Raw genomic sequence first — 22,062 nt, 5'->3', positions numbered from 1 at the left:
AGAACAATGAACACTATTATACAAGATAACTCAGCGCTGACATTTAAAGATAGGATTGAACCTTATATTGGTTTTATCGGCCCGGTTGCCATGATCCTCGCTGTAATCATCTTCATGGGTATTGTGGAACCCGCTCGTTATTTCCGTGCATCGAACATGGAAATCATTCTGTTGGATGCAGCACTTTATATGCCGATGGCAATGGCAATGACATTTGTCATTACCCAAAGAGGCATTGATTTATCTATAGGCTCAGTTGCGGCTCTCACTGGTATTGTGATGGCGTTTTCGATCAAGGTTTACGATTTTCCGGCTTGGATTGCAGTTTTAATTGGTATCATGTTTGGCGCCATCCTTGGTCTTATCAACGGCTTGGTGATTACACGCCTTAAAGTTCCAGATCTAATTGGCACTTTAGCGATGGATCTGGTTTATCGTGGGTTTGCACTTATTCTGGCAAAGGGTCTAGTGCTATCTCGTTTTCCAGATCTTATTACAACAATAGGCCGCGAACGGATTCCATTTTTCTTGCCGGTGCCGGTTCTTATCGGTATTGCAACCATGATCGGCGGATTCATTTTACTCCGAAAAACCTATTTCGGGCGATATACAATCGCAATTGGATCCAGTCCTGAAGCTGCTGAAATGACCGGTATCTCAGTCGATCGTCATCGCATTTATGCTTATGTTTTGATGGGGGCTGCTGCTGGCCTTGCTGGTGTGATGTTGACAGGAAAACTGAACGCTATTCAGGCGACATCCGCACCTTATTTTAACTTGCATGTTATTGCAGCTGTTGTGGTTGGAGGGACGTCTTTATTCGGTGGTCGTGGTTCATTAATCGGATCGTTTGCAGGTGTTATGTTGCTTGCGATGATGGTCAATGCGTTGGTGACATTGAGGATCGAGTTTTTCTGGCAATCAGTTGCCTCCGGGGTCGTAATTGTTTCGTCAGTTGCTCTTTACACCTGGCTTGAGAAGAAAGATCGAGATGGTGCTCGTGGACTGCTAGCTGGTCTGTTGTCACCCGACGGTCTTAAGACAATAAAACTTGGGGTCGGTCTAATGTGTGGAATTGCAGTCTTACTCATACTGGGATTTCTGTTCGCAGGAGGTGGTGTTCCAAGCAATTAAGCTTGAGATAGCCAAAAGAGGTCTTGTTTGATCGCAAACAGGTCATATTATAATACATAAACGGGAGGAATATTATGAAATACAATATCTTAAAGGCTTTATTGCTGACAAGTGCGATGGCATTGTCTAGCACCGCAATGGCGCAAGATTTGCCGCTTAAAGCAATGGATGGTGATGCAGATCGCGACTATTGGTTATTTGAACAAGTTAACAAAGAAGGTTCACTCGAGGCGTTGCAGGCTGCTACCGGCGCAGATGCTGTAAAGCTTTCTGTTTCACAAGAAAAACCGATTGAAATCGCCTTGATTTATCCATCCGCCGACACATCTGATTTTTGGGCACGTGCATATCTAGCTTTGACAAAACGTCTCGACCAGCTAGGCATAACATACAAAACAACTGAATTTGCATCGCGCCAGATTGAGCATTCTCTTCAGTCAACTTATGCAACTCAGGTTGCGCAAGATAAAGACCTGTATGACTATGTTATTTTTGGTCCCTCAGAGCTGGCAACGCAAGCTGACAATATTGATAAGCTTGCAGCAGAAGATGATTTTGATACATTTGTTTGGGCATTCCATACACCACTTAAATATCTTAAAAACCAGCCTGACATGTGGCTTGATTTCTCATCGGCTTACGGGGCCATAAAAATCTGTGATTATATGGTTGGGCGCCTAGGTAAGGACGTTACCTATGCAATGAACCGAGGGATTCCCGGTATTACGGACAATCAACGTTCTGGTGACTTCAAAGATTGCGTAGCTGAAAAAGGTAACTGGAATGTTGTGTATGAACATTATGGCGAATACCAGCGCGAAGGCGGATTTGCGGGAACCAACTTGATCCTACAAGCCTATCCTGAAGCAACGGTCATCCACAATGCCAATACTGCAATGTCGATGGGATCTGTTGAAGCACAGGTTGCAGCTGGTAAGGAGAAAGATATTTTCTCAACTGGTTGGGGTGGTACAGGCCTTGAGCTAGATGCAATCCGTCGCGGTGAACTTGATGCAACGCCTATGCGTATGGGTGATGATGTTGGTGCCGCAACTGCAGAAGCTATTAAAGCCGATATGGAAGGTCGCAACGATGAAATGCCATTGGTATTTCTCGGTCGTATCACTGTTGCACATGATCAAATGAGTGCTGAAGAGATTGATAATCTTGAAAAAGAAGCATTCCGCTTCTCCGGTGTTGGCGCTTTAGATCGGTAATCTTAAAGTTCAAAAGAGGCGCCCCCCCCCAAGCGCGTCTTACAAACCACGCAACTTGAGAAATCATTTGCGTGGTTTTTCTTTGTCGCTTGCAAGCTTCTTGCTTGAGAGACCAAAATTCAATCTTTCTACTTGAGTTTATCCGCCAGTTGCTTCAAGACAGCATAATCATTTGATAGCTGTGTTTGGAGGCCGCTTCATGCTTGAAAAATTGAAAAGCCTAACTGACCTTGGTGACAAATATGATGTCATTTTAAGTGATGTCTGGGGTGTGCTGCATAATGGCGTGAGTGTTTATGAAGGCGCACCAAAAGTACTGTCGGCTCTACGTGAAGCTGGAAAAACGGTAATTCTAATCACAAACTCGCCACGTCGAAAGCAAGGTGTTGCATCCCAGCTTGAAATGCTTGGCGTTCCCCCAGAGGCTTATGATGACATTGTCACTTCGGGTGATCTAACACGACATCTTATAAAACAGATGCCAAAAAACGTTTTCTTCTTGGGCCCTGACCGTGATTTGCAAATATTAGATGGTTTGGATGTTGTGCGCGTAAAAGCGGAAGAAGCTGAAGCTATTGTTTGTACCGGTATGTTTGATGATAATGTTGAAAAACCAGAAGATTACTCAGATATGTTAGCGGAATTCAAGGCGCGAAATTTGCCATTTGTGTGTGCCAACCCTGACCTGATTGTCGAGCGTGGTGAGCGAATGATTCCTTGTGCCGGTGCGGTTGCCCAGCTTTATAAACAAATTGGCGGTGACGTCTATGTCGCAGGGAAGCCGCATAAGCCGATGTATCAAACTGCCCTCGAAATAGCATCTAAAATTAGAGGTGAGATTGACCAATCTCGCGTTGTTGCGATAGGCGACGGAATGCCGACAGATGTGAAGGGTGCTATAAATTATGGTCTTGATCTGGTGTTTGTTGCCCATGGAATTCATATCCAGAATTATGGCGATAGTGATAATATTGATGAGTTAAAGCTTACAGGCTTTTTAGCCAAACAAGGTGTGCGTCCTAACTACTGGATGGAATGGGTATGTTAGGTGGGCTCTAAGTATGCGGATTAAGCGTTTCTCAGGAGAGACATCCCTTTCTGAAACATTGCGTGGCGGTGTCGTCGCTATTGGAAATTTTGATGGCGTGCATCGTGGGCATCAGTCCGTTTTGGATCGTGCTCTGGAAATTTCGCAAGACGCAAATGTACCTTCATTGGTCATGACATTCGAACCTCATCCTCGAGCCATCTTTCAACCTGAAAATGCGCCTTATCGTTTATCTCCAGCGTCATTAAAGGCAAGAGTTCTGGAGGTTTTAGGGTTTGATGCAGTGATCGAGCAAAACTTTACCCGCGACTTTGCAGGTAAGTCTGCCGATGATTTCATACAGCATGTTTTGATTGAACAGCTTGGTGCATCTCATATTGTTACAGGATTTGATTTCCATTTTGGTAAAGGGCGCGAAGGTGGTCCGGCGTTCCTAATGGAGGCTGGTAAGATAAATGATTTTGGCGTCACACTTGTTGATGCGTTCCGTGATGAGGGTAGCCAGGTCATTTCATCAAGTAGAATTCGATCTTTTTTGAAGGATGGCGAATTGGGCGAAGCAAATTCGCTATTAGGATATCACTTCACGGTTTCAGGCGTGGTTGTCAAAGGTAAGCAACTCGGACGCACGTTAGGTTATCCAACAGCAAACATTTCACTGTCTGATGATGGTGGGCTAAAGACGGGTATTTATGCCGTTCGTTTTAGACTTGATAATGGTAAGCTTTATGATGGTGTCGCAAGTTTTGGCATTCGTCCTACTGTTGAAGATAATGGTGAACCGGTACTTGAGACATATATATTCGATTTTGATGGAGATATATATGGGCAGACTTGCCAAGTAAGTCTTGTTTCATACCTTCGCGAAGAAGCTAAATTCGATGGATTAGATGCTCTTGTTGTTCAGATGAAAGACGATGAAGCTGAGGCACGTCAGGTTCTATCAACTATTTCACCTATAAGTCCGCTTGATCAAGCCATGTGTTTTAATGGCTAAAGAGGTACAAAAACTCACTCTAATAACTGGAGCGAGTTCCGGCATTGGACTTGAGCTTGCAAAATGCCTTGAGCAAACTCACCGTCTTATTCTCGTTGGACGTCGGCCTCTGTCAGATATCGATTATTCCTTTGCCGAAAATGTGTCATATATTCAGGCTGATTTTTCCAATCCTCACGCTGCAGTTCAGACAATATCAAATGCACTTGATGCATTTGGCATAGAAGTTCTTGATCACATTGTTCAATGTGCTGGAATGGGCATTTATGCATCCCCATTTGATGAGGAACTTCTTGGAATTGGAAATACCATCAGCGTTAACCTAACATTCCCGATATTGCTGACCAGAGAGCTTGTATCATTGTTAGAGGATTCTGCTGGCAAAATCACTCTGATTGGTTCTATCGCACATAAGGGTTCGCCTCAAATGGCAAGCTATGCCGCCTCGAAGGCTGGCCTAAACGGGTTTGCCCGCGCCTTACAATCCGAATGGCAAGATAGGATTGGCGTTCAGGTCATTCACCCCGGACCAACCTTAACGCCAATGCTTGAAAAAGCTGGATATAAACTGGGATGGGAGAAACATCTATTTGTTCCAGCAAATGTAATGGCTTCAGAGATCGCAAGATTAATGCAGACGAGGAAAATGAAAGCAACAGTGTTTATGGGCGCTAAGCTAAAGAGCTGGATGTTCTCAAATAGCCAATCGGTAAAGACGCGGACAACGGGGGATAAATCGTGAAAAGGTGGCATAGAGCAATGGTAACGGGTGCGGCAAGCGGCATTGGTCTGGCATTGTGCGAGAAGCTTATCCTACAAGGCGTGGAAGTCATTGCAATTGATGTCAATAATGTAAAGTTACAGAAGAATTTTGATTCTAATCTATTGAAATACATTGATATTAATCTTGTTAACTCAAAATCAGTTAACAAGTTGATTGAGCAACTCAAAAACATCGGAAAATGCGACCTCATTATTCATAATGCCGGCATTTCAGCAACTGGAAAGTTTGAAGAGATTGATCCAAAAGCCTACGAAAACCTTATCAGATTGAATGCAGGTTTCCCAATGCAGGCTTCAATCGCAATGGCTCGGGAGAATTGCTACGCGGACAATACCAATTTGATCTTCATCTCATCGCTTTCTCATGCGACGGGATATCCGGGTGCGTCTGTGTACGGTGCAAGTAAGGATGCAATTGCTATTTTTGCCAAAAGCATTCGCAAACCTTTCGCAAAAAGAGGTATTGCGGTTACGACCATTTTTCCAGGGCCTGTTCGAACAGCCCATGCTGAACGCCATGCCCCAAAGGGTGCAAGTGCAGAAAAGCGAATGATGCCAGAAGAGGTGGCAATCAGAATATTGAATGCGGCATCTCGGAACGCTAAAACTCTTCACCCTGGCGGTGTCGCTAAGATTACTGGCTTTTTAGGAAAAATTGCCCCCAATTTCATGACCAAACTGATGCGCAAGATCATCTATGACAAACTGGACCGCGCCGTTTGGTAAAATCTCTGGTGGCGACCCTATGGTTTTAGACAACAAAAACACTTTTCTTGTAGGCAAAAAACATCTAATACATGTTTGAAATGAACAAGAGATTTGATTTGTTGAGCTTATCATTGAAAATAGCAGTTCGAATAATTCGAATTATGAGCCCGGTCTTCGCGTAATTACATTTGTAATCATAGTGGAGTCCCGGGATTTTGACGTTGCAACGTCGCCCTTCATATCTACGTAAATATCCTTATTGTCTGTGAGCAAAGAAAGCTCGGGCGTAAGGCAGATAAAAAGCCAATATTATGACAGACGAAACATTCGATTATTCAAAAACACTTAACCTGCCCAAAACAGATTTCCCGATGCGCGCTGGTCTTCCAAAAATGGAGCCAAGTTGGATTGCAAAATGGGACGAGATGGGGCTTTACAAAGAGCTGCGCGAAACTTCCAAAGGCAGGCCGCAATATGTACTTCATGATGGCCCTCCCTATGCGAACGGTAATTTGCATATCGGTCATGCGCTCAATAAAATCCTAAAAGATATGATTACTCGCTCATTTCAAATGCGTGGGTATGATGCAAATTATGTACCTGGTTGGGATTGTCATGGCCTTCCAATTGAATGGAAGATCGAAGAACAATACCGCGCTAAGGGTAAAGATAAAGACGACGTGCCAATCAACGAATTTCGCCAGGAGTGTCGTGACTTTGCAGATCATTGGATTGGTGTACAAACAGATGAATTCCGCCGCCTAGGTGTCGAGGGTGATTTTGAAAAGCCTTACAAAACGATGAATTTCTCATCAGAAGCCATAATTGCTGGCGAGTTGATGAAATTCGCACAGTCTGGTCAGCTTTACCGTGGTTCGAAACCAATCATGTGGTCTGTTGTCGAGCGCACCGCGTTAGCGGAAGCTGAAATCGAATATGAGATGTATGAATCTGATACGATCTGGACGAAGTTTCCAATTGTAAAGGGTCCAGAAGACCTCATTGGTTTATCTGTTGTTATCTGGACAACGACGCCTTGGACGATCCCCGGAAACCGTGCAATCTGCTATTCATCTAAGATCAATTATGGTCTTTATGAAGTCGCATCTGCTGAAAACGATTTTGGGCCACAAGCGGGCGATAAAATGATTTTTGCTGATGCGCTGGCGCAAGAATGTGCTGAAAAAGCCAAGGTTGAATTCAAGCGTGTTCGTGATGTGACAAGCAAAGAGTTTGCTTCCATCACATGTGCGCATCCGTTGCGCGGCTTCAACGAAGCTTATACATACAATGTACCGTTGCTTGACGGGGATCATGTGTCTGATGATGCAGGTACTGGTTTTGTGCACACAGCGCCTAGTCATGGTCGTGATGACTTTGAAATCTGGGTAGCTCGCCGCAATGAGATTGAAGCGCAAGGTATCTCGTCTGATATTCCGTTCCCTGTTGCAGACGACGGATCTTACACGGAAGAGGCGCCTGGGTTTGGCGATGTTCGCGTTATCGATGATAAAGGTAAGAAGGGTAAAGCCAACCAAGCAGTGATCACAGCGCTTATTGGCGAGAATAATCTCTTCGCACGTGGTCGTGTAAAGCACGAATACCCACATTCCTGGCGTTCTAAAAAACCGATCATTTTCCGCAATACACCTCAGTGGTTTGTATATATGGACAAAGATGGTGTTATAGGCAATGCATCAACCAGCAATGCAGGAACGCTTCGCCAAACGGCACTTGCAGCGATTGATGAAACTCGTTTTGTACCTGCTGCAGGACAAAACCGCCTTCGTACAATGATCGAGCAGCGTCCAGATTGGGTTCTATCACGTCAACGCGCTTGGGGTGTTCCAATTTGCGTATTCCGAAATCCTGAAACCAATGAAATTATCCCGGGTCCAGATTTTGCTAAATCTGACGAGTTGGCGAGCCGTATCAAAGATGCATTTAAACAAGAAGGTGCCGATGCATGGTTTGCTGATGGTGCAAAGGAACGTTTCCTAGAGGGGATGGTCGCTAATCCTGATGAGTGGGAACAGGTGCGAGATATCTTGGATGTTTGGTTTGATTCTGGCTCCACGCATGCTTTTTGCCTAGAAGAACGCCCGGATCTGAAATGGCCAGCGGATCTTTATCTTGAAGGTTCGGATCAACACCGTGGTTGGTTCCATTCATCATTGCTTGAAAGTTGCGGAACACGTGGCCGTGCGCCCTATGATGCTGTGCTGACGCATGGTTTCGTGATGGCCGAAGATGGACGGAAAATGTCCAAGTCTCTTGGCAATGTTGTAACGCCGCAGGAAGTTATCAAACAATCAGGAGCTGATATTTTGCGCTTGTGGGTGTCCTCGGCTGATTATGCTGAAGATCTGCGTATCGGGCCTGAGATATTGAAAACATCGATCGATGCCTACCGTAAAATGCGGAACTCATTGCGCTGGATGCTCGGCACACTTGCCCATTATGATGGCGAGAAAGTTGCGCATTCAGAATTGCCGGAGTTGGAGCGCTTGATGCTGCATCGTTTGGCGGAGTTAGATGCTGTCGTGCGCAAGGGCTATGATGATTTTGATTTCAAACGCGTTTTTGCAAGTCTTTCGAACTTTATGAATTTGGAGCTATCAGCTTTCTATTTTGATATTCGAAAAGACACGCTTTATTGTGAGGGGCCATCAAGCCTGACGCGCAAAGCCTCATTGCAAACAATTGCTAAAATCTTTGATTGTCTTGTGACATGGATGGCACCAATGCTTCCCTTTACAATGGAAGAAAGTTGGCTATCGCGTTATCCGGAAGCAAAGTCAGTTCATCTCGCACAATTCGCTGATGTTGATTCAGCCTGGGTTGATCAGGCCTTGGCAGATAAATGGCAGAAGGTAAAAACGGTTCGCCGTGTTGTCACAGGTGCTCTTGAAATTGAACGCCGTGAAAAGCGCATTGGTTCATCTTTGGAAGCCGCTCCTGTTGTTTATATCGATGATGATGAGTTGCTTGCAGTCGTTTCGGATATGAACTTTGCTGATATCTGCATCACATCAGATATCAGCATGCATTCCGGTCAGGCACCGGATGGTGCTTTTGTTCTTGAAGATACTGCATCCGTGGGCGTGGTGCCAGAACTTGCAACCGGTAAGAAATGCGCACGTTCCTGGCGCGTAACCAATGATGTTGGCTCTGATGCCGATTATCCAGATGTATCTGCACGTGATGCTGCGGTGTTGAAGGAACTTAAAGCATTGGGGCGTTTATAGAATATACGAATGAAGCTGGGCCTTGATTAATGGTCCTGCTTCATGTTTTGTTATTCGCCTTGGAGTAACAATGACGTAACGATGATTGCGAATTTTGTTCCGATCAGGTAAAAGCTGCCTGAAATAAGCCGGAATCTGTGGTTATTGAGTATTGAATTGGGCGTTTTTGAGTGGGATTGACGGATGTTACTGACTGAAAATATCAAAAAATTTGTTTCAGGTTCTGTATTGCTTTTAGCGTGTTTGTCGCTGAGTGGCTGCTTATCCTCTCCGACTTATGGTACGGATAAAACCTCGTCGGAACAGCTGATAGATGATTTGGGCAATCTTGCGTCGCTTAAGACGCAAAAAGGTGCTGATATTGATTACAAGCCGCGCCCTGATTTAGTTCAGCCGCCTGCAGGGTCCGCTTTGCCTGAACCGCAGACAAGTGTGGTGAAGAACGAGCAAATTTGGCCAGAATCTCCCGAAGAGATCAGGGATCGTCTGGTCGCTGATGCAGATGCGAACAGGGGTAAGTTAGGCTATCGTTCAGCGCTAACTGGTCCGGACCGCGCTAATCAGCGCTTAACTAAAAAGCAACAACGCCAGGCGTATTTGGAAGCTCGGAAGCTACAAAAAGGTCAGTATAAAGACCGCCGCTATTTATCTGATCCACCTGCGGGCTATAAAACTCCTGCAAATACAGCACCTATTGGTGAGCTTGGTGAAACAGAAAAGACAAAAGAACGTCTTGCTAAAGCTGGCGCAACTGTAAAGGGCACCGGTAAGCGCTGGTGGCAAGTTTGGAAACGCTAATAAGTTAGTTTTCCCGTTGCTTTAAGAAGAAGCTCTTTAATATGTCAGCACACATCGCTTCATTAAACCCAGAATAAACCTCCGGTGAATGATGGCAGGTATCTTGTTGAAAAAAACGAGGACCATTTAAGACCGCGCCACCCTTCACATCTTCAGTGCCAATATAAAGGCGCCGAATGCGAGCAAAAGAAATAGCAGCGGCGCACATCGCGCATGGCTCTAACGTTACATAAAGGTCAAGGTTGGTTAGGCGTTCAGAATTCAGGATCTGTGATGCCTGACGAATAGCCAAAATCTCCGCATGCGCTGTTACATCGTTCAATTCTCGTGTGCGATTACCTGCTCTGGCAATAATCTCGTTATCTTTGACGATAACGGCGCCAACAGGCACTTCATCGCGCTGGGAAGCAAGTTTAGCTTCCTCAATCGCAAAATTCATAAAGCTTTCTTTTGCCAATAGAATTATTTCCTTAACCTTGCTGCATGAAACTGATAGGACAGCCCCAAGCAGAGGCAAACACCATATGAGCAAACAAGACAAGCCCCCATTTCGTGGCAATAAAACAAAATCAGGCGACAAAAAGCCATTTAAGCGCGATGATAAGCGTTCTTCTTCTCCTGAAAAGGTGGAATCCGCCCCCGTTCTGGTCGAAGGCCGAATAGCAAAAGTTCTTGCCCGTTCGGGTGTTGCATCCAGACGCGAAGTTGAGCGAATGATTGAAGAAGGCCGTGTGAAGGTCAACGGAAAAGTGCTGGATACGCCTGCACTGAATGTATCGAGCACGGATAATATCGAAGTAGATGACAAGCCTGTCGCTTCAATTGAGCGTACGAGACTTTGGTTATATTATAAACCACAAGGTCTTGTGACGACAAATAATGATCCTGAGGGACGTCCAACCGTATTTGAAAAACTGCCAGAAGAATTGCCCCGCGTGATGTCTATTGGTCGTTTGGATATCAATACTGAGGGTCTTTTGCTCCTAACCAATGATGGGGGACTTGCACGCACTTTGGAACTACCATCCACGGGTTGGCTTCGCCGTTATCGTGTGCGTGCGCATGGTAAGATTGATCAGGCTCAACTAGATGAGCTTAAGGACGGTATCGCAGTAGAAGGCGTGCTTTATGGCTCGATTGAAGCCACGTTAGATCGTGTTCAGGGTTCTAACGTATGGATCACGATGGGTCTGCGCGAGGGAAAAAATCGCGAAATTAAAGTCGTGCTTGGCGCACTTGGGCTTGATGTAAACCGCCTGATCCGTCTTTCTTACGGTCCGTTCCAATTGGCAGAACTTGAAGAAGGAAAAGTTGTTGAAGTGCGTGGCAGAATGTTGCGCGATCAACTTGGACCACGCTTGATAGAAGATTCGGGTGCTAATTTTGATGCGCCACTTCGCGAACATGAGAGCAAGGAAGAGCGTGAGAAAGCTGCGGAGTGGAAACCTCGCCGAAAACTTACAGAAGTTGAACGCAAAGAACGTGCACGTGATCGATTGAGCACAAGGCCAGGCGGTTTTGAAGATCGCAGCAAACGAGGCAAGTTTGATAAAGACGAACCTAAAGAAGAAAAAAAATCGGGTTACAGAGGTCCGCGTGATAGATCCGCTAATGTATGGATGGGTAAGGGGGCACGTCCAACAGTTGAGAAAAAAGAGGATGTAGCTGACCGAGGCCGCGAACCTGCCAAAGGCAATTGGCACCGATCTAAAGATAAGCTCGACCCTCAAAAAACGTTTCGCTCAAAAAAAAGTGGTGATGCGAACGGCAAGACGAGTTCTAATAAGGGCGATACTTCCAAAAACGCTAAACCTTTTAAAAGCAAGATGAAAAAAGGACCAAATGCGGATCGTCGGAGGTAAATATAAAGGGCGGCCCATTGCCGCTCCCAAAAGTAATGATATTCGACCGACAAAAGATCGGACACGTGAAAGCCTGTTTAATATACTCACACACAGCTACTCTGACCATCTGAAAGATGGGCGTGTTCTTGAGTTGTTTGCTGGAACTGGTGCTGTCGGAGTTGAAGCACTCTCACGTGGCGCAGAATTTGTTTTGTTCGTGGAGACGAGTATAGAGGGTCGTGGGCTTCTACGCCAGAATGTTGACAACTTGGCACTTCAGGGCTGCACACGTGTTTTCCGTCGAGACGCGACAAAACTTGGTCCTCGTGGGACTGTTGATAAATTTGACATTCTGTTTGCAGACCCTCCTTACAGTCAAGGCTTGGGTGAGAAAGCTATTAACACCGCAGCCGATCATGAGTGGCTTCGAGAAGGAGCTTTAGTCATCTTGGAAGAACATAGTGACATAGAGCCAAAGCTTGATGAACGGTTTGAGTTGCAGGACGCGCGTTCATTTGGCGAAACCAGAATGTGGTTCTATATTTATAACATCTAATGTGATCATAGATGGAGCTTATAAATGAGTGACAAAACAATTGCAGTGGCATTTGGTGGCGGTGGTGCGCGTGGTTTTGCTCATGTCCATGTCATCGAGGTGTTAGATGAACTTGGCCTGACACCTGTTGCCATAAGTGGCACATCTGTGGGGGCAATCATGGGGTCCGCCATGGCGTCAGGTATGAGCGGGCAAGATATCAGATCTTTTATTGATGATACGCTTAATGATCCAAAGGAAATCGCGACACGTGCGTGGAAAGCAAGGCGCCCCGGTTGGCGTGCCGTGTTTTCAGAAGGTGTCAGTCTCGGGCAGTTTAACATCGAACGGATTCTATCTGCGTTTCTGCCAGAGCAAATTCCACTGAGTTTTGATGATCTAAAAATTCCTACAAAACTGATAGCGACGGATTATTATGGCCATCATGAAACAATTATGGACCAAGGTGATCTGCATTCAGCCATAGCGGCATCGGCAGCTATTCCAGCAGTGTTTAAATCTGTAAAACGAGATGGACGATTTTTGATTGATGGTGGAATTTATAATCCGCTTCCGTTTGATCACCTTGAGGGTGTAGCGGATGTTGTGATTGCAATTGATGTTGCAGGATTTCCAAATGGCGATGACGGTAAAATACCCGGCACGACAGATGCGGCTTTTGGCGCAAGCCAATTGATGATGCAATCTATTATTGATCTCAGGCTCCAAAAATCACCACCGGATATATTCTTGGTACCCGATATCCATGATTTCCGCGTGTTGGACTTCTTGCGAGCCGATGAAATTCTTGCGTCGAGTGTTGGTATAAGAGATGATCTCAAACGAGAGCTAGAACGCGCTTTAAGTTAGAGTGCGGATGCCTTACCGCTTGTGAATGGGGATTGTGCAGCAGGTGGATAATGCAAGCCGTCTTGATCTTCGTGATCTGCTTTCTCGGCAAGTTTTTTGACAACACGTAAGCAAACAACCGCACTCGCTATACCAAAGAAGACTGCTCCTAAACCATAACCCGCAAGAGCACCATTAATACCATAATATTGCGAGCCAATCCAAACAAAGGGGATAACACCCAATGTTGAGCGACCCCAGTTAAATAAGGTTGAATAGAGGGCAAACCCAAGATTATTAAATGCGGCATTTGCAGAAAATAACATGCCGTTGAACAGAAAACTGATGGCTATCCAGAGGCAGAAAAATGTGATGACGTCTCGTGCTTGACCTGTTGCACCAAATACATCGGCTATCGGTTCACGTGCGAGCGCCAGAATCGCAGATACGACTATGACGTAAACGGCGGTAAAGATAAAACTATCCTTAATTGCATCTTCAATCCGGTGGAATTTACGGGCACCTAAATTTTGGCCAAGAATGGGGCCTATTGCGCCCGATAGTGCAAATAACGCACCAAAAGCAACTGGAATAATGCGGCCAACAACAGCCCACCCGGCCACGGCAGAGTCTCCATATTCGGCAACTGTTGCAGTCATGTAGGTGTTTCCAATTGGTGTTGCCAGTTGGGTCAAAATGGCAGGGCCGCCAATAATCATGAAGGGTTTAATCTCGCGAATGATTGTTTGCAGTGTCGGGAATGCAATTAAGTCATGTGTTTTAATTAGGACATAGAACCCGAAGCCAACCATGAAAAAACGCGAAATAACGGTCGCTGTTGCGGCACCGTTTATTCCCATGTCGAAACCAAAAATAAATAGGGGATCTAAAATGGCTGTGAGAAAACCAGCGCCTAGTGTTACATACATTGCACTTTTAGCGTCACCAACTGCTCTTAGAAGCGAAGCGCAACACATTCCTAAGCCAAGAACGGGTAAAGATAATATAACGATTTCCATATAACCTTGGGCTAGAACTGCAGTGTTTCCGGTGGCGCCGATCCAGGCAAGTAGGTCATCTATAAAGGGATAGGCTAGAGCAACGACAATTGCCGAAAGTGCAAACATATAGAATAAAGATGCGCCTGCAAGATTGCGGGCCTCTGCCTTGTCACCACTGCCTAAGGCACGTGATGTGAGTGCAGTGGCGGCAATTGAGAGACCGATATTAAGCGACATTGTGAAAAATAACAGCGTGCCGGCATAACCAATAGCTGCAGCAAGTTCATCTTCACCAAGGAGTGAAATGTAAAACAGGTTAAATGCATCGACTAAAAAGATTGCCACAAGGCCGATGGAGCCGGTTGCCGTCATCGTCATAACATGACGCATTGTTGAACCCGTTACAAACTTCGGTTGGGCTTCAACAACATCTGTTTTTTCGCTCACCATTTAATTGCTGCCTTCTTGATTATCTGGTTTTGGCTTTACCAAGGGTTCAGGTTTGATTGGTTTTGTCAAAATCCGATCGCCTCCTGCAGCAACACCGTCTACTTCTTGCAGAGCAAGGCGTTCTTCATCGCGGTGCCGGACTTCATCAGATATTTCTGATGATAATTGTTCTGTCATACCAAGATGTTCTAGTGTTTTGCGGCCAAATTCGATGCCTGATTCGAAGGTTTCTCGGATTTCGTATTCAACACCCGTCGCTCTCAGTGCCAGCGTGTGTGCACGATCATATGAACGAACAAAAAGCTTTACGTTTGGATATTCGGAACGAATAAGTTCAACGATTTTATCCGTTGTGTCGCGCTCATTTGTGCAGACTGCAACTATTTTTGCGCGTTCAATTCCCGCTGCTTTGAGCACATCGCGGCGGCGGCCATCGCCAAAGTAAATTCGGAACCCAAATTTCCGCGCATTGCGAATACGTTCTGCCGATTGATCAAGAATAGTAACATCCGTTCCGCCGGTTAGAAAAACTTGTGATGCAATTTGACCAAAACGAGAAAATCCGATCATCAAAACATCGGATCCCGCGTCCTTGAAATCTTCTTCCATGCCCTCATCTGCAACATTGGATAATAGCATGTTTCCAACTCTAACAACCAGCGGAGTAAGCGCCATGGAGATTGTAACAATGGCAACAAGTGTTGATGCTGTCGATTGCGATAGTAGTTGATTTGCGGTAGCTGCTGTAAACGCTACAAAACCAAATTCACCGCTTTGGGGTAAAATGCTTGCTACGCGAATTGCTTCGTTTGAGTGCGAACCAAACCCACGACACAATTGATAAATGACGATGGCCTTCACGGACATGATGATCGGGACCGACAAAAGGATCAAAAGCATATTTTCATAAATAACTTGAAGATCGAGAGACAAACCGACAGCCATGAAAAACAAACCGAGTAAAATTCCACGGAATGGTTCGATATCTGCTTCAAGCTCGTGCCGGAATGATGATTCTGATAGCATTACTCCGGCGATGAAGGCACCGAGCGCCATGGAAAGTCCGGCATATTCCATCATGGCGCCGGCAGCTAAAACGACGAACAGGGCCGCAGCAATCATGGCTTCCTTGGCGCCAGTACTCGCAATAACTTGAAAAAGCGGGTTGAGTAAGTATCGACCCGTTAAAATCAAAAAGATAATGGCAAGTGCCGCAATCGTCACGTCTTGCAACATAGAATCGGTGCTAGGGTCTGCACTTGGTGCAAGAATTGCAACCAATGCAAGGAGTGGGATAATCGCAATGTCTTGGAAAAGCAGGATCGAAAAAGCTTTTTGGCCATAGGATCGATTAAGATCACCGCTTTCGTTTAGAATTTGCAGTGTGAATGCTGTTGATGACAAGGCAAGACTAAATCCGATAACAATGGCTGTCGAAATACTGTCTACAGCAAAGTAATAACTAAACGCCATCAATATCAAGCCTGTCACAAGCACTTGTATGCTGCCCATTCCAAGGATGTCACGCCGCATGCGCCAAAGGCGAGAGGGTTTCAATTCCAGACCAATGATGAAAAGAAGGAGCACAACACCTAACTCTGCGACATGCAAAATCTTCTCACTATCTGCAATGAACCCCAGTATAGGTCCGATGACGATGCCGGCTGTCAGGTAGCCTAAAACCGTGCCTAAACCGATGCGTTTAAATAGAGGTGCTGCAATAACGGCACTTCCTAATAACACAATCGCATAATTGAAAAGATTGGCATCAGCTTCGGCCATTTAAATGAATTCCATTCGCGGCAATGATTACAAGTTTGTGATGTAGGACATGATTGTCTTGATATACTCGCTATTAAAGCATAAATGGGCCAATAAGAAAGGCCAATTCCATGAAAGATTCTATACAATCTGACAAACTTCTAAAACGTGCGGAAAAATTAATTGATGCCGCAAGAAAAGCTGGCGCCGATAAGGCTGATGCCGTTGTTGTTAGAGGGCGTTCTAGCTCGGTCTCCGTTCGAATGGGGAAAGTTGAAAATACGAATGCAGCTGAAAGCGATGATTTTAGCTTACGCGTGTTTGTTGGTTCAAAAGTTGCAAGTATAGGCGCAGGCCAAGGTGGCGATGATAATGAACTTGCAACTCGGGCCGTGGCAATGGCCAAAGTATCTCCCGAAGATCCCTATGTAGGATTGGCTGATAAAGACGATTTAGTAAAAGACGTAGAAGACTTAGATCTGGTCGATGACCATCAAGTTTTATCTGAAGAACTAACGGATGTCGCGCTTTCGATGGAAGCGGCTGCAATGGGTGTCAAAGGTGTGGCAAACTCTTTGGGATCTGGTGCTTCATCGGGAATGGGCGGCTTGGTACTTGCCACTTCCGAAGGGTTCTCTGGCAGTTACATGGTCACGAACTTTGCAAGATCTGTCAGTGTTTTAGCTGGTGAAGGCACAGCCATGGAACGAGACTATGATTTTGATAGTCGCCTTTTTTATGCGGATCTGGATAGGCCGGAAGATATTGGCCTGTCTGCCGCGGAACGAGCGGTAAAGCGGTTAAATCCGCGAAAAGTACCTACGAGTTCGGACATGACAATCGTGTTTGATCCTCGTGTGTCGCGTGGAATTTTTGGCCATCTCATTAGTGCTATTAACGGTGGCTCTATTGCACGTAAGACAAGTTTTTTAAGAGACCTGATGGATGAACAAGTGATGGCTGGGGCAATCACCATTATAGATGACCCCAAAATTAAACGACGTAGTTCATCGCGGCCATTTGATGGTGAAGGTGTCGATGGTCAAAAAATGACCATGATCGAAAATGGAGTTCTAAGGAATTGGTATTTAAGCACCTCAATTGCAAATGAACTTGGTTTGAAAACCAATGGTCGTGGCGCAAGAAGTGGCACTGGTATCGGAGCTGCGTCAACCAATGTGATCGTCTCTAAAGGCCAGCAAAATGCAAAAGACCTCATTGGGTCTGTCAAAAATGGGCTATATGTAACAGAAGTTATCGGTCAGGGTGTTAACATGGTGACAGGTGAATATAGCCGTGGCGCATCGGGTTTTTGGATTGAAAATGGCGAACTTACTTTCCCGGTATCGGAAATTACGATTGCATCAAATCTGAAAGATATGTTCAAACGCATCGTGCTTGCCGATGATATTGATCCCAAATATTCGATAGCTGCGCCAACCATTGCTATTGAGGGGATGACCATCGCAGGTGACTGATCTATTCAATCCACAAGACCTAATGCTCATTGAAGAGGCTGCTTTTCAAGCCGGTGCAATCGCTTTGAAGCACTTTAGAAAAGACCCGGAAGTTTGGTATAAAGGTCATGGCCGCTCTCCCGTCAGTGAGGCAGATATAGAAATTGATCAATTTCTTAAGTCCACACTGCTTGAGCTGCGCCCTAACTATGGATGGCTTTCAGAGGAGATTGAGGACGACCTTTCAAGATTGAATAAGGATCTGGTTTTCGTGGTGGATCCAATTGATGGAACACGCGCGTTCATTGCGGGTACCGATCAATGGTGTGTTTCCATTGCGATTGTAGCAGGCGGTAGACCGATACATGGCGTGTTATATGCACCCGTTCAGAACATATTATATAAAGCATCCAGAAATATGGGTTGCTTCATTGATGGCAACTCTATCTCAAAAACCATGGCTGGTGATATAGAACGTTTAAACCATGTAATCGTACCGCATGAAGTTTCCAAAAATGTAGATGTAGAGTTTGATCGTTCTATTACTCGGATTGATGGATCGCGTTCTTTAGCTTTAAGGCTTGCAGGTCTGGCAGAGAGCAAAGCTGATGGGATCTTTGTGCGAAAAAATTCCCGTGATTGGGATATGGCAGCAGCTGATATCATTATTCAAGAAGCGGGTTTTAAATTACAAGACAGTGATCGGAAGGATGTTGTTTATAATACGCCCGATGTCGAGCATGGCCTTTTGTTTGCTACAAGCCCAAGTTATATAGCAGGCATGATAAATGCATTGAAAACTGCTAAATAGATTTACGCCCATTTTTGGGTCGACATTAAGGAACTAGACAAATGGCGAATGAAGAGCAAAAACAACTGTTGCACCTTGTATTTGGTGGTGAACTAGAGTCCCTCGAGGGTATTGAGTTTCGCGATCTTGAGGATTTGGACGTAGTTGGTATCTATCCTAATTATGAGAAAGCACTAGCAGCTTGGAAATCTAAGGCGCAAATGACTGTCGATAATGCGCACATGCGTTATTTTATTGTTCATATGCATAAGTTGCTTGAGCCTGGTCTAGGAGACTAGTATATCTTCGCACTTCTTTGCTTTCCCGATGTGAGAGGAATTTAACTTGGGTAAACCAAGGTTGAGTAAGAGAATATTTCGATCAAAAGCCTTTCAACATATTGTGGGTTATTTGGTGCACAAAACCTTATCCTTTGTGTGTTATTCAAATAAGCTTGATAAAGATCATCAACTGCAACTTGAAGCATCTGAAGCGCATGAGCCGGTGATCTTTGCTATTTGGCACGGTCAGCATTTCCTCATGCCTTATGTTTACCCGCGACATAAACGCAAAAATATGGTTGCTTTGGTATCCAAAAGCAAAGACGCAGAATTTAATGCAATTGTTTTGAACCTTGCCGGGTATGATGTTGTACGTGGTTCTGGTGGGAGAATAAGGGAGGCAACCCTTAAAAAGGGCGGCGTGTCTGCTATACTTGAATTATTAGGTTTTCTAAAAACGGGAAAAAATGTTTGTGTGATTGCCGATATCTCAAAAGGCGAACCACGCGAATCGGGCAAAGGTATCGTCACGCTCGCAAAACTTTCGGGTCGGCCTATTGTGCCTTTGGCAATTGCAACAAGTCGATTTAAGGTGATAGAAGGTAGCTGGGACAAAACCACAATCAATTTACCATTTGGCAAATCCTGTGTCAGAGTTGGAAATCCTGTTTTTGTGCCCGGTGATAGTTCGGGGGAGGAGCTAGATATGTTGCGTAAACAAGTTGATGCAGAATTGAACAACGTTACCCGAGAAGCATATGAGGTTGTTGGTCATAGTATATGAGTAGTTTTTTTGCACGAATGTTATTGCACGGCTATCGTCTCACGGGAGCTGCTGTCTATCCGATGCTTGGACCATACTTATCGGTTAGAGCAGCAAAAGGAAAAGAAGAGCGTGCTCGTCGCAGTGAAAGATATGGCCGTTCAAAGCAAGTGCGACCTGATGGGCCTCTAATTTGGTTCCATGCGGCAAGTGTTGGCGAAACTGTAGCTATCATACCACTAATTGAAGAGGTCGTTCGTCGGGGGATTGCTGTTGTTGTTACAACCGGAACGGTTACGTCAGCGAACATAGCTAATGAAAGATTGGGTGAGGCGGTTATACATCAATATGTGCCGCTTGATTTAAAGCCCGCTGTCAGCAATTTTCTTAACCATTGGCGCCCTGATCTTGTCATTATTTCGGAGTCTGAAATTTGGCCGATGACTATTTTGGAACTGGGCGCGAGACGTATTCCTCAGATTTTAGTCAATGGTCGGATATCTGATAAGTCTTTTGCAACATGGAGTAGATCACCGAAACTCGCCGATGCACTTTTTGAGAACCTCTCTCATGTGGTCGCGCAAACTGAGCTTGATGCAACTCGTTTTTCTTCACTTGGCGCAAACCCAGTTACAGTTTCGGGCAATTTGAAAGTTGATTCAGATCTTCCGCCCGTGAAGGATGAAGATTTCTCCATTTATAGTCATAGTTTGGAAAATCGAACATCATGGGCAGCTATTTCGACATTTGACGGTGAGGAAGAGATTGTTGCTGACGCACACAAATTGGTCAGTAAGAATAATCCAGATTCGATTTTGATCATTGTGCCCCGCCATGTGGAACGTGCTGATGCTATTGAGAAGATGCTCAATGATAAGGGGTTGAAAGTTGCACGGAAATCAAAAGGCGAACCTGTAACAAAAGACATTGATGTATTACTGGGTGATACCACTGGCGAGATGGGGCTTTATCTGAGGCTTGTATCGATTGTTTTTGTTGGAAAATCCATAAAAGGCGAGGGCGGCCAAAACCCAATTGAACCGGCAATGCTTGAAACAGCTATATTAACAGGCCCAAATGTTCAGAATTTCAGAGAAGCATTCCGTACGCTTTTGCAAAATAACGCTGCACGTATTGTTAAAGACACTGACACACTTGCCCAATGCGTTGAGCATCTTATGTCTAACGAAGACGCGCGGCAGGGAATGATTGATGCAGGATTATCAACCGTTCAGAATATGCGTGGCTCACTTGAAAAAACGATTCAAGATTTAGAACCTTATTTGACGCCGCTCGTAATCGAATCTAGCCTTGAGCGACAAAAACCAATCAAACAGTTAAATGGAATGAAGGATGGCGTCTGAAGCTCCTCCATTTTGGTATCAGAAACCTGGATTGCAGGCGGCATTATTGTCACCGATTTCGTGGATCTATGGAAAAATAGCATCCGGTCGAATGATCAAAGCAACGCGGCGAAACGTTGATGTGCCTGTTATATGTATAGGCAATTTTACTGTCGGAGGCGCAGGCAAAACTCCCACAGCTATTGCATTTGCAAAAGCAGCCTTAATGCGAGGGCTAAAGCCGGGTATCCTAACGCGCGGGTATGGTGGAACAGCGTCGTCACCGACATTAGTTGATCTATCTCATCATAGCGCAAAATATGTCGGTGATGAACCAATCCTATTGGCTGAGGTCGCCCCTACCATGGTTTCACAAGATCGTCACGCCGGCGCTTTGGCACTTATAGAGCACGGTGTTGATATCATTCTTATGGATGATGGTTTTCAAAGCGCGCATCTGTGGTTTGACTATTCTGTTCTTGTTGTCGATTCTGTACGCGGTCTGGGCAATGGTAAAGTTATTCCAGCAGGTCCTGTACGTGCACCTTTGAGAGATCAGATGATCTATGCCCATGCATTATGCGTAATCGGTGAAGGAAATACTGCCGACAGTCTTATTCGTATAGCTGCACGATCGGCAAAACCTGTCTACAATGCTGTATTAAAGTCAAAATCAGGTTCAGAATTTGCGGACAAAAAGTATCTTGCTTTCGCAGGAATTGGTGATCCTCAAAAATTCTTTACATCATTGGGAAAAACTGGTGCCAAACTTGAGATAACAAGATCATTTTCAGATCATCATTATTATACTGATGATGAAATTGACGAACTTATTGCACTAGCAAAAAAGTCCGATCTTGAACTGGTAACAACCATGAAAGACTTCGTACGTCTCCAGTCGGGTCTTGGTAAATCAAAAGAATTTTCAGAAATGTTAAAGGTTCTTGATGTCGAGCTGGTGTTTGATGATCCTGCAACGAGTGCGGTTATTATTGATCGGGCAATCAAGAACTTTAAAAATAAGTGAACGTACTCATCTCACACCAGCTGAGTTT

Annotated in this window: 19 protein-coding genes and 1 pseudogene; 17 read left to right on the top strand and 3 right to left on the bottom strand. The window is 45.0% G+C overall.

Going from position 1 to position 22,062, the window contains the following annotated elements; all coding sequences use genetic code 11:
* The first annotated feature begins 6 nt into the window (after positions 1 to 6).
* From G3W54_RS14985 to G3W54_RS14950, 8 genes are all read left to right on the top strand, one after another.
* Positions 7 to 1,134 carry an ABC transporter permease gene (locus G3W54_RS14985; protein ID WP_162654081.1) on the top strand — a complete coding sequence of 376 codons (1,128 nt, stop codon included), beginning with the start codon at positions 7 to 9 and terminating at the stop codon, positions 1,132 to 1,134.
* A gap of 74 nt (positions 1,135 to 1,208) precedes the next feature.
* The gene (locus tag G3W54_RS14980) at positions 1,209 to 2,351 is read left to right on the top strand and encodes a substrate-binding domain-containing protein (protein WP_174244253.1); all 1,143 of its coding nucleotides are present in this window, start codon (positions 1,209 to 1,211) and stop codon (positions 2,349 to 2,351) included.
* 199 nt (positions 2,352 to 2,550) lie between these two features.
* A complete protein-coding gene (locus G3W54_RS14975; RefSeq protein ID WP_162654080.1) occupies positions 2,551 to 3,399 on the top strand; it encodes a TIGR01459 family HAD-type hydrolase in 849 nt (282 codons plus the stop codon).
* A gap of 13 nt (positions 3,400 to 3,412) precedes the next feature.
* Positions 3,413 to 4,396: a bifunctional riboflavin kinase/FAD synthetase gene (locus G3W54_RS14970; RefSeq protein WP_162654079.1), complete on the top strand. Its 984-nt coding sequence runs from the start codon at positions 3,413 to 3,415 to the stop codon at positions 4,394 to 4,396.
* On the top strand, positions 4,389 to 5,138 hold the full coding sequence (locus G3W54_RS14965; protein WP_162654078.1) for an SDR family oxidoreductase: 750 nt from the start codon (positions 4,389 to 4,391) through the stop codon (positions 5,136 to 5,138). The genes G3W54_RS14970 and G3W54_RS14965 overlap by 8 nt, the downstream gene beginning before the upstream one ends.
* Entirely contained in the window at positions 5,135 to 5,905 is a 771-nt protein-coding gene (locus G3W54_RS14960) for an SDR family oxidoreductase (protein ID WP_162654077.1), read from the top strand. The genes G3W54_RS14965 and G3W54_RS14960 overlap by 4 nt, the downstream gene beginning before the upstream one ends.
* A 293-nt stretch (positions 5,906 to 6,198) precedes the next feature.
* Positions 6,199 to 9,135, top strand: coding sequence for an isoleucine--tRNA ligase (gene ileS, locus G3W54_RS14955; RefSeq protein ID WP_162654076.1), 2,937 nt, complete (start codon positions 6,199 to 6,201; stop codon positions 9,133 to 9,135).
* A 183-nt stretch (positions 9,136 to 9,318) separates the two neighbouring features.
* On the top strand, positions 9,319 to 9,933 hold the full coding sequence (locus G3W54_RS14950) for a hypothetical protein (RefSeq protein WP_162654075.1): 615 nt from the start codon (positions 9,319 to 9,321) through the stop codon (positions 9,931 to 9,933).
* Positions 9,934 to 9,937: 4 nt separating this feature from the next.
* Here G3W54_RS14950 and G3W54_RS14945 read toward each other — a convergent pair whose 3' ends face one another.
* On the bottom strand, positions 9,938 to 10,372 hold the full coding sequence (locus G3W54_RS14945; protein ID WP_162654447.1) for a nucleoside deaminase: 435 nt from the start codon (positions 10,370 to 10,372) through the stop codon (positions 9,938 to 9,940).
* A gap of 85 nt (positions 10,373 to 10,457) precedes the next feature.
* Between G3W54_RS14945 and G3W54_RS14940 the strand changes: the two are divergent.
* From G3W54_RS14940 to G3W54_RS14930, 3 genes and pseudogenes are all read left to right on the top strand, one after another.
* Positions 10,458 to 11,585 (top strand): annotated as a pseudogene (locus G3W54_RS14940) (pseudouridine synthase); the annotation flags it as partial.
* 190 nt (positions 11,586 to 11,775) lie between these two features.
* A complete protein-coding gene (gene rsmD / locus G3W54_RS14935) occupies positions 11,776 to 12,333 on the top strand; it encodes a 16S rRNA (guanine(966)-N(2))-methyltransferase RsmD (protein WP_162654073.1) in 558 nt (185 codons plus the stop codon).
* A 24-nt stretch (positions 12,334 to 12,357) separates the two neighbouring features.
* On the top strand, positions 12,358 to 13,182 hold the full coding sequence (locus tag G3W54_RS14930) for a patatin-like phospholipase family protein (RefSeq protein ID WP_162654072.1): 825 nt from the start codon (positions 12,358 to 12,360) through the stop codon (positions 13,180 to 13,182).
* On the opposite strand, the gene G3W54_RS14925 is transcribed toward G3W54_RS14930, so the two are convergent.
* Both G3W54_RS14925 and G3W54_RS14920 read right to left on the bottom strand, forming a co-directional pair.
* The gene (locus G3W54_RS14925; RefSeq protein ID WP_244627948.1) at positions 13,179 to 14,612 is read right to left on the bottom strand and encodes an MATE family efflux transporter; all 1,434 of its coding nucleotides are present in this window, start codon (positions 14,610 to 14,612) and stop codon (positions 13,179 to 13,181) included. The genes G3W54_RS14930 and G3W54_RS14925 overlap by 4 nt on opposite strands.
* Positions 14,613 to 16,394, bottom strand: coding sequence for a monovalent cation:proton antiporter-2 (CPA2) family protein (locus G3W54_RS14920; RefSeq protein WP_162654071.1), 1,782 nt, complete (start codon positions 16,392 to 16,394; stop codon positions 14,613 to 14,615).
* A 110-nt stretch (positions 16,395 to 16,504) separates the two neighbouring features.
* Between G3W54_RS14920 and G3W54_RS14915 the strand changes: the two genes are divergently transcribed.
* The 6 genes from G3W54_RS14915 (at position 16,505) to lpxK (ending at position 22,034) form a co-directional block, all read left to right on the top strand.
* Positions 16,505 to 17,851 carry a TldD/PmbA family protein gene (locus G3W54_RS14915; protein WP_162654070.1) on the top strand — a complete coding sequence of 449 codons (1,347 nt, stop codon included), beginning with the start codon at positions 16,505 to 16,507 and terminating at the stop codon, positions 17,849 to 17,851.
* The gene (locus tag G3W54_RS14910) at positions 17,844 to 18,641 is read left to right on the top strand and encodes a 3'(2'),5'-bisphosphate nucleotidase CysQ (protein WP_162654069.1); all 798 of its coding nucleotides are present in this window, start codon (positions 17,844 to 17,846) and stop codon (positions 18,639 to 18,641) included. The genes G3W54_RS14915 and G3W54_RS14910 overlap by 8 nt, the downstream gene beginning before the upstream one ends.
* A gap of 41 nt (positions 18,642 to 18,682) precedes the next feature.
* Complete coding sequence (locus G3W54_RS14905) at positions 18,683 to 18,919, top strand: DUF4170 domain-containing protein (RefSeq protein ID WP_162654068.1); 237 nt, start codon at positions 18,683 to 18,685, stop codon at positions 18,917 to 18,919.
* Between the two features lie 61 nt (positions 18,920 to 18,980).
* Entirely contained in the window at positions 18,981 to 19,685 is a 705-nt protein-coding gene (locus G3W54_RS14900; RefSeq protein ID WP_162654067.1) for a lysophospholipid acyltransferase family protein, read from the top strand.
* Positions 19,682 to 21,028 carry a lipid IV(A) 3-deoxy-D-manno-octulosonic acid transferase gene (waaA, locus tag G3W54_RS14895; protein WP_162654066.1) on the top strand — a complete coding sequence of 449 codons (1,347 nt, stop codon included), beginning with the start codon at positions 19,682 to 19,684 and terminating at the stop codon, positions 21,026 to 21,028. The genes G3W54_RS14900 and waaA overlap by 4 nt, the downstream gene beginning before the upstream one ends.
* On the top strand, positions 21,018 to 22,034 hold the full coding sequence (gene lpxK / locus G3W54_RS14890) for a tetraacyldisaccharide 4'-kinase (protein ID WP_162654065.1): 1,017 nt from the start codon (positions 21,018 to 21,020) through the stop codon (positions 22,032 to 22,034). Before waaA ends, lpxK begins: the two co-directional genes overlap by 11 nt.
* Positions 22,035 to 22,062: the final 28 nt, after the last annotated feature.

It is taken from the genome of Lentilitoribacter sp. Alg239-R112 (assembly GCF_900537175.1).
Lineage (GTDB): Bacteria > Pseudomonadota > Alphaproteobacteria > Rhizobiales > Rhizobiaceae > Lentilitoribacter.
Note: the sequence above shows the minus strand (reverse complement) of the source record. Positions and strands in the feature narration are given on the sequence as shown.

Excerpts from the sequence above, each read along its gene's own strand:
- G3W54_RS14915 (WP_162654070.1), top strand. The coding sequence starts at position 16,505 with ATGAAAGATTCTATACAATCTGACAAACTTCTAAAACGTGCGGAAAAA.
- G3W54_RS14930 (WP_162654072.1), top strand. The coding sequence starts at position 12,358 with ATGAGTGACAAAACAATTGCAGTGGCATTTGGTGGCGGTGGTGCGCGT.
- G3W54_RS14965 (WP_162654078.1), top strand. The coding sequence starts at position 4,389 with ATGGCTAAAGAGGTACAAAAACTCACTCTAATAACTGGAGCGAGTTCC.
- G3W54_RS14905 (WP_162654068.1), top strand. The coding sequence starts at position 18,683 with ATGGCGAATGAAGAGCAAAAACAACTGTTGCACCTTGTATTTGGTGGT.
- G3W54_RS14945 (WP_162654447.1), bottom strand. The coding sequence starts at position 10,372 with ATGAATTTTGCGATTGAGGAAGCTAAACTTGCTTCCCAGCGCGATGAA.
- G3W54_RS14975 (WP_162654080.1), top strand. The coding sequence starts at position 2,551 with ATGCTTGAAAAATTGAAAAGCCTAACTGACCTTGGTGACAAATATGAT.
- G3W54_RS14950 (WP_162654075.1), top strand. The coding sequence starts at position 9,319 with ATGTTACTGACTGAAAATATCAAAAAATTTGTTTCAGGTTCTGTATTG.
- lpxK (WP_162654065.1), top strand. The coding sequence starts at position 21,018 with ATGGCGTCTGAAGCTCCTCCATTTTGGTATCAGAAACCTGGATTGCAG.
- G3W54_RS14985 (WP_162654081.1), top strand. The coding sequence starts at position 7 with ATGAACACTATTATACAAGATAACTCAGCGCTGACATTTAAAGATAGG.
- G3W54_RS14980 (WP_174244253.1), top strand. The coding sequence starts at position 1,209 with ATGAAATACAATATCTTAAAGGCTTTATTGCTGACAAGTGCGATGGCA.
- ileS (WP_162654076.1), top strand. The coding sequence starts at position 6,199 with ATGACAGACGAAACATTCGATTATTCAAAAACACTTAACCTGCCCAAA.
- G3W54_RS14925 (WP_244627948.1), bottom strand. The coding sequence starts at position 14,612 with ATGGTGAGCGAAAAAACAGATGTTGTTGAAGCCCAACCGAAGTTTGTA.
- rsmD (WP_162654073.1), top strand. The coding sequence starts at position 11,776 with ATGCGGATCGTCGGAGGTAAATATAAAGGGCGGCCCATTGCCGCTCCC.
- G3W54_RS14970 (WP_162654079.1), top strand. The coding sequence starts at position 3,413 with ATGCGGATTAAGCGTTTCTCAGGAGAGACATCCCTTTCTGAAACATTG.
- G3W54_RS14920 (WP_162654071.1), bottom strand. The coding sequence starts at position 16,394 with ATGGCCGAAGCTGATGCCAATCTTTTCAATTATGCGATTGTGTTATTA.
- waaA (WP_162654066.1), top strand. The coding sequence starts at position 19,682 with ATGAGTAGTTTTTTTGCACGAATGTTATTGCACGGCTATCGTCTCACG.